Origin of the sequence: Bacillus sp. FSL K6-0073 (assembly GCF_038006085.1) — a bacterium.
Classification (GTDB): Bacteria; Bacillota; Bacilli; order Bacillales; family Bacillaceae_G; genus Bacillus_A; species Bacillus_A cereus.
In genome coordinates this window covers 2935768-2954723 of sequence record NZ_JBBOUN010000001.1, presented here as the reverse complement: position 1 = coordinate 2954723, position 18956 = coordinate 2935768, and the positions used below count along the sequence as shown (strand labels likewise).

Here is an 18956-nt window from a genome sequence, read left to right as displayed (position 1 = left end):
GGACAGTAGTTGCATTTATGATATGGCATCAATTGTATTTCAAAGTGAAAATCAATCTTAATGCTTACGATAAAAATAAAAAGGATGTCAGTTACATGACATTCTTTTTATTTTGGATAAAAAAGGTATGTGGTTCTGAAAATTGTTATTTTTAAAATTATTAAATATAATGAAGGATATAGGGGCGCCAATAGGGGAGTTATGAATGGGAAATACTTTAGTTAGTTAATTATTTCTCGTTTTAATCAAAATAATTATGAGTTGATTTGGAGTTGAATACAATGGGAGAAAATCATTATAAATGGAGTAATAAACAATTACGAGAACATGTTGAAATAATAGATGGTAAAAGAAGTCCGCACATTTTATGTAAGAACGCAACTTATTTAAATTCCTATATGCGCGAGTGGATGCAAGCAAATATTTGGATCTATGATGACCGGATTGTTTATGTAGGGGAAAAGCTGCCAGTGCAACTGCATGAATGTGAAGTCATTGATTGTGATGGAAAGTATGTAGTTCCAAGTTACATAGAACCTCATGCACATCCATATCAATTATATAATCCTGAAACTTTAGCGAATCATGCGATGCAGTTTGGGACAACAACTTTTATTAATGATAATTTAACTTTATTTTTCACATTAAAGCGTGAAGAAGCATTTCGTTTATTAGATGAATTTGAAAAGATTCCAGCAAGTATGTATTGGTGGTGTCGTTTTGATGGACAAACTGAATTGCAAAACGGGGAAACTTTATTTAATCGTGAAGAAATAATAGAATGGCTTAAGCATAAAGCAGTTCTTCAAGGCGGCGAACTAACAGCGTGGCCAAAACTATTACATGGCGATGATGAAATGTTAACTTGGATGCAGGAAACGAAGCGATTGCAGAAGAAAGTAGAAGGACATTTTCCAGGTGCATCTGAAACGACTTTAGCGAAGTTAAAACTGTTAGGTACAGATTGTGATCATGAAGCGATGACAGGGCAGGAAGCTTTCACTCGTCTTATGCAAGGTTACACTGTTTCCCTAAGAAATTCTTCAATCCGCCCAGATTTAGAAGTTTTACTGAAAGAATTGTTGGAACTAGGCGTAAAGCAGTTTGATAGATTCTTTTTTACAACAGACGGCTCACATCCTTCGTTTTATGAGAATGGAATGACAAACGTTATGATTTCTACCGCGATAAAACAAGGAGTGCCAGTAATAGATGCATACGATATGGCAAGTTATAATATTGCTCGCTATTATAATATGGAACATGTACATGGTTCGATTGCGACAGGTAGAATTGCTAATATCAATATTTTAGAAAGTAAAGAAAACCCAGTACCAATTAGTGTCCTTGCAAAGGGGAAATGGGTGAAGCGTGACGGTGTAAATACACATGAGGCATTACATATAGACTGGAGTAAACATAAAGTAACTCCATTATCATTAGATTGGTCAATAGAAAAAGAGGATATGATTTTCTCTAATAAAACGGGGATACACTTATTAAATAACGTTATTACAAAACCATACACTAGTGAAATCAATATAGACTGTGATGAATTGTCCACAGATCATGATGAATGTTTCCTTATGATGATTGCTCGTGATGGCAGTTGGCAAGTGAATATAGCTGTCAAAGGTTTTGCAAAAGAACTAGGTGGGCTTGCTAGCTCTTATTCTGGTACAGGTGACATCATTCTTATCGGAAAAAGAAAAGAAGATATGCTTACAGCTTTTCGTAGAGTAAAAGAGCTCGGTGGTGGAATGGTCATAGTAGAAAACAATGAAGTGTTACACGAAATAGCATTACCATTGCTCGGGATTATGTCTAATTTAAAAATGAGGGAATTAATACAGGAAGAGAAACAGATGGTGAAATTACTACAAGAGCGTGGCTACGCGTATGATGATCCAGCATTTACAATTTTATTCTTTTCTGCGACGCACTTGCCTTTTATACGAGTAACACCTATAGGATTATATGATGTGAAAAGTAGTAAGGTAGTTGCCCCGCCCGTGAATTTGATAAAGCAATATTAAAAGGAAAGATCCTATAAAAATTTTATTTTATAGGATCTTTCTTATTATTAGCATAAGAATATTGTAAGCCTCAAATGATATAGTATCTAAATCATTTGAGGTGATATGTAAATATGAAAAAAATATTTTACATTTTAAGCGTATTTATTCTGTGTGTATCGATACAACACGTTGTACATTCCCAATCAGATGCACCAGAGTTATCTTCGGATTGTCTCGAAGAAAGAAAAGTTAGAGATGAAAAGTATGTGAAGAATATAATACAGGACATTAAATCCACATTTAATTTAAATATTGATGAACATAGTTTTTGGGAAGTAAGTAAAAGAGATCTGGAGGCTGCTCATTTGATGTATGGTGGAAAGGAAAATGATTCTTATTATACTTCGCTAACTAAAATTTATGATAGTGGTGGATTTAGCGAACAGCCCAGCTTATTTGTGAGGGCGCAAGAAGCATTTTTACTTTATAAAGAAAAAGATAATATTAATGTAATGAAACGCCTTAAACTAGACGTTGAAAAAGGGGAATGGCTCGTTATAAAAACGAAAAAGAAGAAAGGGAAAAAAGTGAAATTCAAACCGTTACAATGTGAAAAAGATTATCTAAAAAAGAGAAATGAATAACAAAATACTTATTAATACTATTTTTATTCAACGATATTTTGCTGTTGATTTGAAATAGAAAAAGGTAAACGAACATATTAGCTTTATGGAATATGTTTGTTTACCTTTTTTTGAGAGATTTAAAAATTGGGGATATTGTTAGTTGGAAATTTTTCACTGCCTAATGAATTTATAACATTCAATGAATTTGTTCTTCATAAACATTAGATTTTGTGTCAAATGATTTATACATTGCCGAAACACCTATGTATATTTTATTCTACAGTATTTATAAAAGAATGTTGGCTATTCATAAGAAATATGATTGGCACGGTTTTTGCTTGTATTACATGTAAGGAAGGGAGATTGTATGTAAGGAATCTGTACTCGTAATAGTATAAAACAAGCTACTATTGCATTATTAATCATAGTTGTATTTATAGCGGAACTGTAAATACATACAAATAAGTGGTTTTTTTGATTTTAAAATTCTGAATTTTCATTTAAATTATTAGGGGGCAATGGTATGGTTAAATATTCGAAAATTTCTAAGTGGATTCTTGGTGTTGGACTAGTGACAATAACATGTAATGGTTTGCAAATTCAAGCAGAGACAAAAGAGAAAAATGTGAAGAACGTATTACAAATGGAGCCGGTAGGAATACAGAAATCTGTTGATGAATTGGCGCACCCTTCAAAAGTACAAGAAAATGAATCTTTTACAAAACGGTTAAAATTAGCGGATTTATCGCAGCGTCCACTAGCACCAACCGATAATATTAAGCCGTTAGCTGAAGAAAAAAAGTATTCGATGGCTGAGTTAAATCAATTAAATAATAAACAATTAACTGATCTTCTTGTGACAATTAAATGGTATCAAATTCCGGAATTATTTCAGTTTAATAGTGATAGTCTTAAATTCTATCAAGATGATAGCCGAATGCAAGCGATTATTAATAAACTAGCAGAACAAGGACAAGCTTATACGCAAGATGATTCAAAAGGGATTGAAACATTAGTAGAAGCTCTACGTGCAGCGTTTTATTTAGGTTTTTACCATGATGAATTAAGCAAACTAAATGAGCGTAGCTACCATGATAAATGTTTACCAGCTTTAAAAACAATTGCAAAAAATCCAAATTTCAAACTTGGTACATCAGAACAAAATAAAGTAATTGCATCATATGGAAAATTAATTGGAAATGCATCAGCAGATGTTGAAACGGTTTTATATGCAGGTGAAATTTTTAAACAATATAACGATAATCTTGCAACTTTCATTGAAGACCGAACAAAAGGAGACGCTATATATGAGTTGATGAAGGGAATTGACTTTGATATTCAGACGGATATGTACACGACTGGAAAAGAGCCAAAAGATACGATGTGGTTTCGAAATATTGATAACTTTATTAATGAAATAAATCGTTTTGCACTACTTGGTACAGTAACAAATAAAAACGGATGGTTAATTAATAATGGAATTTACTATGCTGGCCGATTGGGCAAGCTTCATAGCACGCCCACAAAAGGACAACAAGTTGTTACAGATGCAATGCGAATTTATCCATATTTAGGAGAGCAATACTTTGTTGCGGCAGAACAAATTACTACAAATTATGGAGGAATAGATGCGAGTGGAAAAACTGTAAATTTAGATCAAATTCGAGAAGAGGGTAAAAAGAAATATTTACCGAAAACGTATACGTTTGATGATGGTGCAATTGTCTTTAAAGCTGGGGATAAAGTTAGCGAAGAGAAAATTAAACGTCTATACTGGGCGGCAAAAGAGGTGCGTTCTCAATTTTATCGTACAGTTGGTAGCGATAAACCACTTGAAAGTGGACATGCTGATGATGTGTTAACGATGGTTATTTATAATAGCCCAGATGAGTATCAATTTAATCGTCAGCTGTACGGATATGAAACGAATAATGGTGGGATTTATATTGAAGGGACAGGGACTTTCTTTACATATGAACGTACACCAGAGCAAAGTATTTATAGTCTGGAAGAATTGTTCCGCCATGAATTTACGCACTACTTACAGGGAAGGTACGAAGTTCAGGGATTATGGGGCCAAGGGGAAATGTATCAAAATGAACGTTTAACATGGTTTGAAGAAGGGAATGCAGAGTTCTTTGCAGGTGCAACGCGATTAGATAGTGTAGTACCACGAAAAAGTATAATTGGTGGGTTATCTAATGATCCTGCAAAACGTTATACAGCATCACAAACATTAAATGCGAAATATGGAACGTGGGATTTTTATAATTATTCGTTTGCACTGCAATCATATATGTATAATAAGCGCCCAGAAATGTTCGATAAAGTACATGATTTAATTCGCGCAAATGATGTTTCAAGTTACGATGAATACCGTGCTACATTAAGCAAAGATAATAAGTTAAATGAAGAATATCAATCTTATATGCAAATGCTTATTGATAATCGTGATAAGTATACAATTCCACAAGTATCAGATGAGTATTTAACTCAGCATGATCCAAAATCGCTTTCGGACGTTACTTCAGATATTACGAATGAAGCGAAATTAAAAGATGTGAAAGTAACAAAGAATAAATCACAATTCTTTAATACATTTACACTACAGGGGACATATACAGGAAGTGCGGCTAAAGGAGAAGTTGAGGACTGGAAAGTGATGAATGAAGCAACGAATGATATGTTGAAACGTCTTTCAGGAAAAGAGTGGACTGGATATAAAACATTGACTGCTTATTTTGTAAATTACCGTGTAAATAATGCTGGGCAATTTGAATATGATGTTGTGTTTAGCGGAGTGAATACGGAAGAAGGTACGGCTGTAGAAAAAGAACCAAATAATTCATTTGAAACAGCAAACCCACTATCTTTGAATATTTTGTTAAGAGGAACCTTGAGCGATCAAGATCAGGGGGATAAATTTGTTATTGATGTAAAGGATCAAAAAGATTTACAAATTTCTGTTACGAACGAACAAAATCTTGGATTGAACTGGGTATTATATTCTGAATCAGATTTAAATAATTATGTAGCTTATGCAACAAAACATGATGGAAACAAATTGCTTGGAAATTATAATGCAAAGCCAGGGAAATATTACTTAAGTGTATATAAGTATGGTGGTGGAACAGGGAATTATACGGTACAAGTAAAATAGTTTACTATAGTTTGTTTTGAAAGGCTACTTATTACATTTTTTAGCGAAATAAAGTATTTAATGTTAAACATTAAACTAATTCAACATATCCCTGTTCTAATTATAGAACAGGGATATGTTGGCTTTATATTTTTAATTTAAATAACCTCATTGGATTTTGATAAGAAAATAATTAATATAGATCTGAATTCTCATTCGTAAAGCATGTTTTAATCTTCTTAATGCTCTTTCATTTTTGTCTCAATGCTTGTTTTCAAATCAGTTGATACTTGATTGAAATACCCCAAAACGATCTCCCTAATATCATCGGATATAACTTTCAAATCACTAGCTAAGTTTTCAGCGAGATGTTCTTTTTCCATTGGCTGTAACTTCGTATAAAATTCACCAGCTTGTGTAAAGTCATCCTGTTTCGTTATAGAAGCTCTTTCAAGTTTACCTTCAACGTACCTTCCTTCACCGGTTGTAATTTGATTAGCAGGTGTCCAATCTTGCTGCTGGTTAATCGTTAATTTGCGAAATTCTGGACCAATTCTTCTTCTTTGTGAATCACTGTAAATGTTAGCGCGCCCTTGCAGCATTTTATCATCTGATAGTTCTGCACCATCCAGTAAATTAGAAGGAGAGAATGCGACTTTTTCTACTTGTTCCATAAAATTTTCAGGATTTTTATTTAATACCATTTTCCCGACTGGTATGAGAGGATACGTCTGTTCATCCCATACTTTTGTGTCATCTAAAGGATCATAAGAAAGGTGCGCTTCATCTTTCGGATCCATGAGCTGGACGTATAAACCATACTCCACTGGTTTACCATTTTCAATAGCATCATATAAATCTTTCCCGCTATAATCAGGATTTTCGGCAGCTAGTTTAATTGCTTCTTTACTAGTAATGTACTGTACACCTTCAAACGGGTACCAATGATACTTTACATACTTTCGATTACCTTCCGCATTTCTCCATACATATGTATTAACACTATGCCCTGGAATGTGGCGAAGACTTTTGGCCGTACCATTGTTTGAGTATAAACGGACAACAAAATGAATAGATTCAGGTGCTTTAGCGACAAAATTCCAAACTCTATTAGGGTCTATTAAGTTATTTTTAGGTGAAGGCAATAATGCTTGAATCGTTTCAGGGAAACGCATCGGATCACGGACAGAAAAAACAGGAATGTGATTACATAAAAGGTCAAAAATGCCTTCTTTTGTATAAAATTTTGTAGAAAAACCGCGTACATTTCTAGCAGTATCCGGTGTTCCTTTCGTACTAACAGCTAACGAAAATCGCACCATAACAGGAACTTTCTCATTAGAATTTTGTAAAAAACTTAATTTAGTATGTTCAGACATCGAATATATCGTTTGAAAATAACCGAACGCACCAAATCCTTTTACATGAACAGGTCTTTCTAAAATTTTTTCATGAATAAATTGTTGTAATGACTCATGTAGTACACTATCTTGCTCTAGTACGGGTCCACGTGAACCAACTGTTTGAGAGTGAAGGGTAGCTTGTTCATTACGTTCGCCTTTTTCATTAAAGTGATTCCCTAGTAAAGATTGCCCCTGTTTATCATAGTTTTCATTCATCGATATAGCCTCCAAATTTATTTCGTCTATTGTTACTAAATATGATTTTATAATCTTGATTATGTATGATATGCAAAGTAGTAACAGACCGCTAGATGAAAAAAACGTGTATGTAGTGGACCTGTTGAAATAGAAGAAATTATGGAAAAATGAATATCGTGAAGAAAATTACTATTAAAATTTTAATCTAAAAAATGAATTTATACATGAGTTTATAGAGAATGAACAGAAATAAACAGGGAAAATAAATAGGAGGAATTTAACATGTCGGATTGGTTTCAATTAGATAAAGAATATATGATGTCTACATATTGTCGTACAGAGGTTGCAATGGAAAGAGGAGAAGGATGTAAACTATATGATGTAGATGGTAAAGAGTATTTAGATTTATTTTCTGGCGTAGGAGTAAATGTATTAGGATACAATCATCCTAAAATTGTACAAACGACAATGGAGCAAGTTACAAAATCGTTGCATCTGCCGTTTCATTTTTTAAACCCAGTTGCGATTGAGTATGCAAAGAAATTAGTGGATTGCTCATTAAAAAACGGAAAGGTCTTTTTTACAAACTCTGGTACGGAAGCGACAGAAACAACTTTGAAATTAATTGATAAATATAGAGCTAATACGAATGAAGAACGTGAAGGAATTGTAGTGCTGAAGAATAGTTTCCATGGGCGTACGTTAGGGGCACTTCATTTTACGAGACAAGAAAGTGTATATCAAAATTTCCCTAAAACATCGATTCCTGTATATGAAGTAGAGCGCGAAAATATAGAGCAATTAGAAGAAACAATTATTCATGAAAATCCAATTGCGATTATGCTAGAGCCGGTTTTAGGCAGCGGGGGGATTTATCCTTTATCGCGTGAATATTTACATGGCGTTCAAAACTTATGTGAGAAATACAATCTACTACTTATCGTTGATGAAATTCAAAGTGGTATGGGGAGAACCGGGAAACTGTTTGCGTATCAAAATTTTAATATCACACCGGACATTATTCAAATTGGTAAAGGAGCAGGAGGCGGGATACCGCTAGGAGGAATTATTGTAGGTGAAAAGCTATGTGATGTATTTGCACCTGGAGATCATGGAACAACATTTGCTCATTCATCAATGGGAACGGCTTTAGGGTTAACGGTATTAAACACATTGATTGAAGATGGTTTAATGCACGAAGCGTATGAAACGTCACTATATTTAAATGATAAATTACAAGAAATTCAGAAAGAAAATTCTTATTATATTCAGGAAGTACGTCATGCTGGTATGATGTTTGGAATTAGTTTAAATGATACAAATGAAAATGTGAAAAAATTACAGGTAGAGCTAATGGAGAAAGGGATATTAGTTGACGTAACACAAGGGAATATCATCCGTTTACTTCCTCCATATATAATTACAAAAGAAGAAATTGATACATTTATTACTCAATTTATTACTTGTATGGATAAGGTTGCTACTGTAGTAAGTGCTTAAAAATTAAAAGCTATATTTTATATAAAGTGCACTCTAATTGTTGGGGATAGTTTACAATTGGAGTGCATTTTTTATAGTTGAATTTTGTAAAATACAGTCGTTTGTATATGATAACGGAAAAATAGAAGGAATTTCGTTATATTTGAGTGGTGAAGAAAAGGGAAAGTATAAAGATAGTAGATAAAGCGGGTGGTTTAACTAACTAATGATAGAACGTTTTGAAAATAATAGCATACGAATATATAAATAATAAGAATGAGGTGATATATTGGAAAATAATGATATTCAATTTACTTCTTTACAAATGAGAACGGATAAATATGGTTGGGCTAGTATTCAATATACAAATAAAAAGCAGGCTATCTTATATACTCGAAACGGAGGAGTAGAATGGGATGTTGTCAATCCTCTTAATTCAATTGTATTATTTGGGTATCCAATAAACGCTCGAAGCTCTTGGGCATATGGTTTAACAAAAAAGAATGACGATTTATTGCCAGCTATATTTTATACAGTTAATAGAGGAGAAAGGTGGAGTGAGTTTATTTTACCGGTTGAAGAAGATTGGGAGAAATCGACTGATGTTCAAGTACAATTGCATGCTACGAATATGGATAGTATATGGATTGTATTATCTAGAAAGCTTGCATCAAATAAATTTGAACATAATTTATACTATTTGAAAACGAAAGGGAAAGTTTGGAAAGTAATAAAAAATATAAGTATTAGTGATAGTATTTCAGGGATAACATTTATAAACGATCTAATTGGGTTTATTTCACTACAAAAACATTATGAAACATCAACGGTATTTAAAACAATAAATGGTGGGGAAAGTTGGCATCCTATAAAAGATATTCCAAGTCTTGAAGGAATTAATAATGGGACTGCTATGGCTTATAAAGCAATCTATAAAAATAACTTATTAGTAATACCAACTAAAATGAATGATGATGTATTTTTAATGAATTACTCATTTGATAAGGGGAATTCGTGGCATATTTCAAATAAAACAATAAATACTAGTAAAGTGGCTGTTTCGTTTTTTAGTTCCTATTATGGCTGGGTTATAAATAGTGAAAATGGGAGTGGGTATCAAATAATAAAAAAAGGAGCAAAATGGATTAAAGTATCAAGCAATCCATTATTAAAAAATGTATTTTGTTTGCATTTTTTTAATCGGCGTAAAGGTTGGGCGTGTAATAAAAAAGAAATATTTACTACAAAAGATCGCGGTATAACATGGAAAAAGGTAGTATATAAAATTAATAATATTGATAAATTTATTTAAAAAAGTCCTAAAGAAATTAGGACTTTTTTTGTTTTTTATGGTGAGAGTTGTAACAAACAATGATAAGAGAAAGGAGGTAAGTGCAGAACTTATATTTTTAAAAATAGACGGTTGTTTTTACACAGTATAATTCACTTTTGAATATGTTAATAAAGTAGCAAATTCATAGGAAATGGTAATACTTAATATTTTATGTCACATAATGTGTAAAGGGGGCGTGTAATGAAATCGTTAACGGTTATTATTTTGTACAGTGAAAGAGAGCAAATGTTAGAAGAGTCAATTCAATCTATATGGAAGCTAAATCCTCTTGAAATTATAATTTTCGTTCCTAACGATAGAAGTAATTTGTATGAAATAGCAAAGAAACATAAATGCCATATTGTTTTGATGGATAAATATAGTACGTATTATGATGGGTATGAAGCTTCTGTAAAGGCAGCAAAAGGAGATGTATTGTTATTTGTAGATAGTAATTTTTTATTATCTTCAACTGAAATGAAGAATTTTATTGAGCCAGTTGTTACAAATCAGGCGGATGTAGTATTAAACAGAATAGATAAATTTATAGAAGTTGGTAAATGTCCGAATATGGATATTGTTTGGAGAAAAATGTTAAATGAAATTTTAAGTCGACCAGATTTAAAAAGCAATTCAATACTTTCATTACCATATGCACTTACGAAAGAAGTAGTGGTAAATATCGGCTTTGATTATATAAAAGATATCGTTCTAGCTCATATGAACATAGTGAATCAAGGCTGGCGGATTAACAATCAATATGCAATAAGAACGTTATCTAAAGATGAAATGTTAGAAGAAGAAGGGTATTTATTTAAAAAAGAATTATTAGAAAATGAAAAAGAGAAAGTGGAAAAATATTTAATTGGTATATCCAAATGGATAGAGAAAAAGGGAAGAAGAGTAGGATTTACTGATGCAGGAAAAAGAAGAGATATTATTCAAAGATTAGGTGAAAGCAAGCAGTATCCTTCGTATCATCGAGGCTGGGGAATGCATTCTTCAATTTATAACGGGAAACAACTTTCTGTCATTATACCAGTACAAAATGAAGAAGAGACTATAGAACAAGTAATACTTGAGGCGAGAAAAATAGAACCACTAGAAATAATTGTCGTTGTAAATGGTTCGACAGATCAAACGGCTAATATTGCTAAAAGACTTGGTGTTACTATTATTGAATATAACGAACGACTTGGTCATAATGTTGGACGTGCTATTGGAGCGCTTGAAGCTACAGGAGATATTCTTTTATTTATTGATGGTGATTTTAGTGTTTCAGGAAGTAATTTGCATCATTTTACAAAAGCAGTTTCAGCTGGTGTAGACATAGCATTAAATGATTTGAATCCGATGTTACATCCTCCGTTTTATGTTGTAGACGTCGTAAAATATATGCTTAATTTAGCATATAATCGTCCAGAATTAAGCAATGGCTCATTAGTAGCAATTCCACATGCTATGAGTAGATCATGTTTAGATGCAATAGGCTGGGAAAGCTTACTATGCCCTAGTCTTGCACAAGTAAAAGCTATATTACAAGGGTATAGAGTAGAATGTGTACATTACGTTGATGTTGTAAAACCGAATAGAATTCGTTTAATGGAGAATGTAAGTTACAATGGACATCCTCCGGCAGTATTAAGAATAATTGGTGATCACGTTGAAGCTCTCTCTTACTTAATAGAACATCTTGAAATAGATGGAAAGGGTGATTAAACTGTTAGACCAGTACAAAAAAATTAACATTTCATATGAACAATTATGGCAAATGGATTTTCAAATTACAGAACCATTTATACTCAAGGTTGATTGGGATAAAGTAACGTATGAATTTTTAATTCGTATTAAGCCCGATACTTCTAACACTATTGTTTTTGGATCCGGAGCAGGTGGGTTTCAAGAACAGCCAATTGGTCCACCTATTTTTAATCGACATTCTTGGATGGATGAATTTGAAGATACTGTTATATATTATAATGACCCTACGTTATATCTTGGAAAATTATCTTTAGGCTGGGGACAGGGAGAGTTAAATAGATTTTATTTACAAGATATAGCAAATATTTTAGAAATAGTATTTGCAAAGTTAAAAGTTGATTCGAAAAATGTGTTGTTTTATGGCAGTTCCGGGGGAGGATTTATGTCTTTAATTTTAGCTGGATTCGTTAAGGGCTCCACAGCTTTAATTAATAATCCTCAAACAAATTTATTAAAATGGATACCTGTACCAATAAATCTAGTTTTCGATTTGTCTTATCCAAATTTATCAAGAGAAGAAGTTGAGGAGAAATTTGGCGAAAGAATTAATGTTGTGAAATTTTTTAATCACATTAAATATGTACCGAATATTTATTTTTTGCAAAATTTCGCGTGTGAATTTGATGTGCAAAATCATTTGCTACCATTTATTTCCGAATTAGAGCAACTTGATAAAGACACGGAAGTAAATCAAATTATAATTGACTTATATTTTGATAAAAAAGCAGGGCATGCAGCTGTAGGGAAGAGTGAAACAATTGAATATATAAAAAAAGTAAAACCTAATCAGACTGTAAAAGAAGAACAAAAAGAAGTGGACCTATCAGTCGTTATAGTTTTAGGAGAAGAAAAATCAAAATTGAATCAAATTTTAAATAAAGTGCAGCATATAAAACCGATAGAAATTATTATTGTAGCTGATGATAGAATGAGTGCGATACAATCTATACCAACATTTGTTGAAAGTAACGTTGTTGTGATTGAGGAGAAAAGTAAACGGAAAGCACCAGTTCATGGGGCAAAAATCGCCAATGGTGATGTAGTCTTATTTTTAGATGGGGAAGATGTTATTTTTTCGGTAGAATTAGAGCGATTTATAGAACCGATACTGAAAAAGGAACAGGATGTAATCTTAAATAACATAGACTCCGTATGTTTTGAAAAGATGAGAGTAGAATGGCCAAGTATTGCTATGGTGTATAGAAAAATAGTAAACGATGTATTGGGGCGTATGGATTTAAAATATGATTCGATGTTATCTATGCCATATGCTATTACTAAAAAAGCAATTGAAGACATTGGATATGATATCTTGCAGAACCCTATTCTGTCCCAAGTAACTCTTATTGAGAAAGGGTGGCGACTACAATCCTCGTCAGCCATCACTAACACCTCCTTGAATAATATGCTCGCAAACAAAACCTCTTTCTATAAAAGTGAATTAACTAAATTAGAAGTATATGAGATTAAAGAAAATATAAAAGCTTTGGAGAGTTGGTTACAACGAAAAGATGATAGAGGTAACTATACAGATGGAGGAAGAAAAAGAGAAATTATAGAGCAGTTAAAAAAACAAAAGAATTATTCACGTTTCCATAAAGGATGGGGAATGAATTCATCAATTTATAATGGAAAACAGTTATCAATTATTATACCAGCACAAAATGAAGAATCAACGATTAAAGAAGTTATTCTTGAAGCAAGAAAAATTGAACCGAAAGAAATAATTGTTGTCATTAATGGGTCAACAGATCAGACAGAAGTAATCGCTAAGCAATCAGGGGCAACAGTAATTGTTTATGAAGAAAGATTAGGGCATGATGTAGGACGGGCAATTGGTGCACAAGAAGCCACAGGGGATATACTTCTCTTTATTGATGCTGATTTTGCTATTCCAGCAAAAGATCTTCATCCGTTAACGCAAGCTGTTGCGGATGGTGTTGATATGGTTTTAAATGATTTAAATTTAAATCTTAGATTTCCTCTATATATTGTAAGTTTATATAAATATATATTGAATATTGCTTGTAACCGTAAAGATTTAGGGGTAGGATCTACAATTGCTGTTCCCCATGCTATTAGTAGAAAATGTTTAGAGGGAATTGGCTGGGACACTCTTCACACAGCGTGTGTTGCACAAGTAAAGGCAATATTAGAAGGGTATAAAGTCGAATGTGTCCATTTTGTAGATGTAATGAAACCAAATCGTATTCGTCCAAATGAACACTTTGCAACAGTAGGACATCCACCAGCTGTATTGAGAATTACCGGCGATCATGTAGAAGGGTTTTCTTATTTACTAAAGAATAGGGATTTTAAAGATTTATTTTAATTTGGAAGCTACTTTATTAATCGGCTTGAAATAGCAACGGATAAAGTATGAGTTACGTATTGGGATAAAAACAAAATTTTAAAAATTGCTTTTTTAATTCAGTGTAAGTGAAAAGTAAAAACTTCTTCAAATACATGAAGAAGTTTTTACTTTTTTATTTCAATTTATTATAAGTATATAAAGTAAAGAGTAAATAAAGCAGTAACGAAATTAACTTAATATTAGATGTAAGAAAGGAGAGAATACCTTTTTTTACATCAATAAAAGGTATTTAAAGATTTATTTAGAAACTAAAGTCAATCCAAATGGTGGCGCAGAAATATTCGTAAGGTGCAATGATGAATGTATGTCTAATTTTAATGTAATACCATTTATCGCATGTATTTCTATTGCAGTGAAAGATGATTTGAGTTTCTTAGTTAATTTAGATAGTTTAATCAAACGTTAATTGCCTATAAAACGAATAGTAAAATAGCATCTAATTTATAAAATTTAGTAGGAGAGTCGTGTCCGAATTTAACTAACTGCATATATTGTTAAGAGAAAGGAGGGAGAGTTATGGCATGTACTACGAATAATGTTTGTTTAGATGTGTGTCTTAAAATTACAATTACCCCTGGTAGTGGAATTGATGCAGTAGTCGATTGTGGAGGCACATGTGGGACAAGTCCTACTATTGTAATTAGTCCTAGTGGATCAATTGTTATTACTTTACCATTAGTTGCATGTTTCTCAATTGCACTAAATGATGATTTAAGTGTTGACTCTTCATTAACAAGCCTCTCTTTTCAAACTTCTTAAGAAGATACAGAAATGAAAAACCTGCCTTCTACTTTTCTTTTGAATTGATGTAAAGACAAAAAAGATGGTTACAAACCATCTTTTTTATTCGGTCATATATTTAAAATGAAATAATATATTATTTGGTAGATTGGATGTGTAATTAAAAGCACTCTTTACCTCTTTTTTGTTCAATGAGGTAAGAAATTGCTTCTATATGATCACCAATGATTTGTTGTGTTGCTAATGAAAGGCAACCTTCCTGTGAGAAGTGTTTTTCAGGTCGAACACGATTCAGCTTATCGACGTCGACAGAATGGACATTTTGCACATGAAACCCTGCTAAAATTGTTTTCACTTGACTTAAGGTTGGAGAAAGAAGTGAATCAAACCCAATTGTATGAATGCATTTTCGACTAAAAGCATGAGGGACAGCAGTTGTGGATCCCATACCTAAATCTTTTCGATTACATGCTAAATTAACAGCATATTTACATGCGGTGACGATAGAATACGGTAGACGATACATATAGTAGTGCTCTAGTTTATTTAAAGCTAAGTCTGTGCCGTTTTGAATAGATTGTACAAATGGTAATAAATCATGACTAGAAATTAAGAAATCTCCATCTATAAATAATAGTATTTCACCTTTTGCAAAAAAGGCACCAACAGCACGTCCTGTATCATTTCCAAGTGCTTCTTCGTAGCTTATAACTGTTGCACCGCAACCCTTCGCCAATTCCTCTGTTTTATCTGTTGATCCATTAACAATAATAATAATTTCAAAAGGTTTTAATTTTTGTACCTCAAAAATGACAGATTCTATCATTTTTTCTTCATTTTGAACAGGGATGATAACTGATAATTGTTGATCTCCATAAGTATTTGAATAAAACTCTTTACCTGTAATTATTTTTGGAATGGATTTTTGTTCTCCGTTTTGAAGCCCTAAAATAATATCCCGCTTTCGATTATTATCGGTATAGTTTCCTCTTGGATCTTGCATTTTACTTATCCAATTTGCAATGGCTTCAAGATGATAATGAATGAGTTGAGTTGAAGGAAAAGGGAGAACTTGAGGGATAGGAATGTTTAATTGATCGCAAATCCGAAATTTATGTTCAATAATTTTCATTTGTGCCAATATGGGATTTGATAAATTATCTGGATTAATTACCTCAAGTACTTCTTTTGTCATTGCATAGGGGGGAAATAATAAGGAGTTAATATTTAAATCTGGGCGATAAAAAAAATGATTTGTAACTTGCTGCCAAATCATTGCTAAATTGGGCTGTTGTTTTTGATAAAAAAAATCATCTAAATTATTTAATACGACGTCAGCACATCCATTTAGTAATGGTTGAAGAAATTGTATAAGTAAGGAGGGGGGAACCATGTAATTTTCATCTAAAAATAAGAGATACTGCCCCTTTGCTTTTTTTGCACCAATTACATAAAGATTAGGAGATTCTATCGGTTCTTCTAGTGTAATAATTTCACAATTGTAGGAATCTGCACTCCCAATTGAATCCTGGGTATATCCGTTAATAGTAAGGATAATTTCTAAAGGCTGTAGTTGTTCACATGCTTTCAAAATTCCAGTTAAATTTTTTATTTTATGTTGTATAGGGATAATAATAGAAATTGAATGTTTACACATAAGCAGTCTCCTTTTTAATCAGAGGTAGTTGTTAATAAGATTAGATAAAATAGGAGATATATTTTCCTTTTGTTATAAGCATAACAATCATTTGTTTTTATCAGACTCACAATTTTCATTACTTGAATTAGAGTTTTTATTTATTCCAGAAGCGAGCAAATTATTGAGAACACTAAGGTCTAATTGCAACGGGACGGAGTTCTCAGATGAAGTTTTCTCATTTTCTTTTTTTGTAGTTAATATAGTCTTTATATTTTTAATTTCTTTATATTGTTTTAAGGTAATGAAAAATCCAGAAATAATAAAGAGAAAAGAAACAGTAGCAAGTAAAAGTATTATTTCCAACATAAAACAACCTCCTTTAAAAATACAATAATATTAATAGTTGAATGTAATAAAACAGAATTCGAGCTAATGAGTTCACTTTTTAAATATATGCAAATCTTTAGTAAAAGTTACTGATTTCTAAGTTAGAGGAAGCAATTATAGAAACGTTATAAATATAAATAAATGAAAGGTTCATTTATAGTGTAAAGGTATATATTATATAGCCTAAACTTCATTTTATAAAAAGTTAAATAGGGTGTAAATTTATACAAAAAGAGCATTTAATTGGACAAATAATTAATTATGTGAAATAATAATAACAGACAAGGAGACGTTGATTTCCCTTAAGTGCTTCGAATTAATTTTATTCAATAAGAGAAGGTGTGCTTAAAGAAGTTAAATTAAAAAAGGAGCTGTTTTATTATATGCAACAAAATAATGATTTAAATTTTGAACCTCAAGACGTTAATATTGTCAATCCTAAACAAGCCAGGAAAGCAGTAATTGCTACTGGTATAGGGAACGCAATGGAGTGGTTTGACTTCGGATTATACGCGTATTTAGCGGTAATTTTAAGTCAATTATTCTTCTCAGGTGTTGATAATAGTGGATTGCAACTTGTACTTACATTCGGTACATTTGCAGCAGCCTTTCTCGTTCGACCAATCGGAGGTGTATTCTTTGGTAGAATAGGAGATAAGTACGGCCGAAAAATCGTGTTAAGTACTACTATTATTTTAATGGCACTTTCTACATTATTCATCGCATTACTACCAACCTATGAACAAATTGGTGTATGGGCACCAATACTACTTTTAGTTGCCCGAATGATTCAAGGCTTCTCTACAGGCGGCGAATATTCAGGAGCAATGGTTTATATCGCAGAATCTTCTCCAGATAAAAAGCGTGGTATACTCGGTAGTGGTCTTGAAATTGGAACACTCTCAGGTTACATTGCTGCATCGGTAATTGTTACCATTTTGACGTTATTGTTAACAGATGAGCAAATGCTCAGCTGGGGATGGCGTATTCCGTTCTTAGTAGCTGCACCAATTGGTTTGGTCGGTTTATACTTACGCCGTCATCTAGATGAATCTCCAATCTTTGAAGAGATGGAAAAAGCACAAGAGGAATCTGAAGACAATGAACAATTTTCATTTATGGACATTATTAAGTATCACAAAAAAGACTTCTTATTAAGCACAGTAATTGTCGCCTTCTTTAATATTACAAATTATATGATTCTTTCGTATATTCCTTCTTATCTAACTCAAGTACTTAAAGTCGAAGAAACAACAGGCCTATTAATTATTTCTATTACGATGGCACTTATGATTCCACTAGCACTATATTTCGGTAAATTAAGTGATAAAATTGGTAATAAACGCGTTGTGCAAATTGGTTTACTTGGTTTAACTGTATTTGCAATTCCAGCATTTTTACTAATAGGTAACGGACATATTGCAGCTATATTTGCAGGTATTTTCGTATTAGGTTTCTTTTTAAGTGTATATGAAGGAACATTACCTTCATTATTACCATCACTCTTTTTCACTGATGTACGTTATCGAGCACTTTCAATCTCATTTAATATTTCTGTATCGATATTCGGTGGAACAACACCGCTCGTATGTTCATACTTAGTTCATGCAACTGGTAACCCGCTCGCACCGGCATTTTATTTAGCAGGTGTAAGTATTATTGGATTAGTTGTATTTAGTGTACTATTCGTTACGACTTCAGGGCGTGCGCTAAAAGGTTCATATCCTACAGTAGAAACGAAAAAAGAAGCACACCTAATCGCTAAAGAAGACCCTGAAGAAACACTTTGGTGGCATGAAGAGTCATTAGAAATTGAAGCAGGGAAGAATGCTTCCATTTAAAAAGCAACCTAGAAGTA

At 32.5% G+C, this 18956-nt stretch carries 12 protein-coding genes; 9 read left to right on the top strand and 3 right to left on the bottom strand.

The genetic code is table 11. The features are described 5' to 3' along the window. Positions 1-281: 281 nt before the first annotated feature. The 3 genes from MHB52_RS15350 to colA all read left to right on the top strand — a co-directional run bounded on the left by MHB52_RS15350 (position 282) and on the right by colA (position 5804). A complete protein-coding gene (locus tag MHB52_RS15350; RefSeq protein ID WP_016118137.1) occupies positions 282-2036 on the top strand; it encodes an adenine deaminase in 1755 nt (584 codons plus the stop codon). A gap of 113 nt (positions 2037-2149) precedes the next feature. Next, positions 2150-2662 carry a hypothetical protein gene (locus MHB52_RS15345; RefSeq protein WP_016118136.1) on the top strand — a complete coding sequence of 171 codons (513 nt, stop codon included), beginning with the start codon at positions 2150-2152 and terminating at the stop codon, positions 2660-2662. 505 nt (positions 2663-3167) lie between these two features. Further along, positions 3168-5804 carry a collagenase ColA gene (colA, locus tag MHB52_RS15340; RefSeq protein WP_061664861.1) on the top strand — a complete coding sequence of 879 codons (2637 nt, stop codon included), beginning with the start codon at positions 3168-3170 and terminating at the stop codon, positions 5802-5804. A 218-nt stretch (positions 5805-6022) separates the two neighbouring features. Here the strand turns inward: colA and MHB52_RS15335 are convergent, their stop codons facing one another. Further along, a complete protein-coding gene (locus tag MHB52_RS15335; protein ID WP_061664862.1) occupies positions 6023-7402 on the bottom strand; it encodes a catalase in 1380 nt (459 codons plus the stop codon). Positions 7403-7666: 264 nt separating this feature from the next. Here MHB52_RS15335 and MHB52_RS15330 point away from each other — a divergent pair, with 264 nt between their 5' ends. The 5 genes from MHB52_RS15330 to MHB52_RS15305 all read left to right on the top strand — a co-directional run bounded on the left by MHB52_RS15330 (position 7667) and on the right by MHB52_RS15305 (position 15090). After that, on the top strand, positions 7667-8884 hold the full coding sequence (locus MHB52_RS15330) for an aspartate aminotransferase family protein (protein WP_001286470.1): 1218 nt from the start codon (positions 7667-7669) through the stop codon (positions 8882-8884). 268 nt (positions 8885-9152) lie between these two features. After that, positions 9153-10175 carry a hypothetical protein gene (locus MHB52_RS15325; protein WP_061664863.1) on the top strand — a complete coding sequence of 341 codons (1023 nt, stop codon included), beginning with the start codon at positions 9153-9155 and terminating at the stop codon, positions 10173-10175. A 222-nt stretch (positions 10176-10397) separates the two neighbouring features. Further along, positions 10398-11915 (top strand): glycosyltransferase family 2 protein, encoded by a 1518-nt coding sequence (locus MHB52_RS15320; RefSeq protein ID WP_000839317.1) that lies wholly within the window; start codon positions 10398-10400, stop codon positions 11913-11915. Between the two features lie 52 nt (positions 11916-11967). Further along, positions 11968-14289, top strand: a complete 2322-nt coding sequence (locus tag MHB52_RS15315; protein WP_154698682.1) for a glycosyltransferase family 2 protein — start codon at positions 11968-11970, stop codon at positions 14287-14289. A 558-nt stretch (positions 14290-14847) separates the two neighbouring features. Further along, positions 14848-15090: a hypothetical protein gene (locus MHB52_RS15305; RefSeq protein WP_016118130.1), complete on the top strand. Its 243-nt coding sequence runs from the start codon at positions 14848-14850 to the stop codon at positions 15088-15090. Positions 15091-15232: 142 nt separating this feature from the next. Here the strand turns inward: MHB52_RS15305 and MHB52_RS15300 are convergent, their stop codons facing one another. Together MHB52_RS15300 and MHB52_RS15295 are read right to left on the bottom strand one after the other, a co-directional pair. Then, on the bottom strand, positions 15233-16729 hold the full coding sequence (locus MHB52_RS15300) for a glycosyltransferase family 2 protein (RefSeq protein ID WP_016118129.1): 1497 nt from the start codon (positions 16727-16729) through the stop codon (positions 15233-15235). 87 nt (positions 16730-16816) lie between these two features. Continuing rightward, on the bottom strand, positions 16817-17077 hold the full coding sequence (locus tag MHB52_RS15295; protein ID WP_000889739.1) for a hypothetical protein: 261 nt from the start codon (positions 17075-17077) through the stop codon (positions 16817-16819). 404 nt (positions 17078-17481) lie between these two features. Between MHB52_RS15295 and MHB52_RS15290 the strand changes: the two genes are divergently transcribed. Continuing rightward, entirely contained in the window at positions 17482-18939 is a 1458-nt protein-coding gene (locus tag MHB52_RS15290) for an MFS transporter (protein ID WP_001186930.1), read from the top strand. Positions 18940-18956 lie beyond the last annotated feature (17 nt).

Excerpts from the sequence above, each read along its gene's own strand:
- colA (WP_061664861.1), top strand. The coding sequence starts at position 3,168 with ATGGTTAAATATTCGAAAATTTCTAAGTGGATTCTTGGTGTTGGACTA.
- MHB52_RS15335 (WP_061664862.1), bottom strand. The coding sequence starts at position 7,402 with ATGAATGAAAACTATGATAAACAGGGGCAATCTTTACTAGGGAATCAC.
- MHB52_RS15290 (WP_001186930.1), top strand. The coding sequence starts at position 17,482 with ATGCAACAAAATAATGATTTAAATTTTGAACCTCAAGACGTTAATATT.
- MHB52_RS15305 (WP_016118130.1), top strand. The coding sequence starts at position 14,848 with ATGGCATGTACTACGAATAATGTTTGTTTAGATGTGTGTCTTAAAATT.
- MHB52_RS15300 (WP_016118129.1), bottom strand. The coding sequence starts at position 16,729 with ATGTGTAAACATTCAATTTCTATTATTATCCCTATACAACATAAAATA.
- MHB52_RS15350 (WP_016118137.1), top strand. The coding sequence starts at position 282 with ATGGGAGAAAATCATTATAAATGGAGTAATAAACAATTACGAGAACAT.
- MHB52_RS15330 (WP_001286470.1), top strand. The coding sequence starts at position 7,667 with ATGTCGGATTGGTTTCAATTAGATAAAGAATATATGATGTCTACATAT.
- MHB52_RS15345 (WP_016118136.1), top strand. The coding sequence starts at position 2,150 with ATGAAAAAAATATTTTACATTTTAAGCGTATTTATTCTGTGTGTATCG.
- MHB52_RS15295 (WP_000889739.1), bottom strand. The coding sequence starts at position 17,077 with ATGTTGGAAATAATACTTTTACTTGCTACTGTTTCTTTTCTCTTTATT.
- MHB52_RS15320 (WP_000839317.1), top strand. The coding sequence starts at position 10,398 with ATGAAATCGTTAACGGTTATTATTTTGTACAGTGAAAGAGAGCAAATG.
- MHB52_RS15315 (WP_154698682.1), top strand. The coding sequence starts at position 11,968 with ATGGATTTTCAAATTACAGAACCATTTATACTCAAGGTTGATTGGGAT.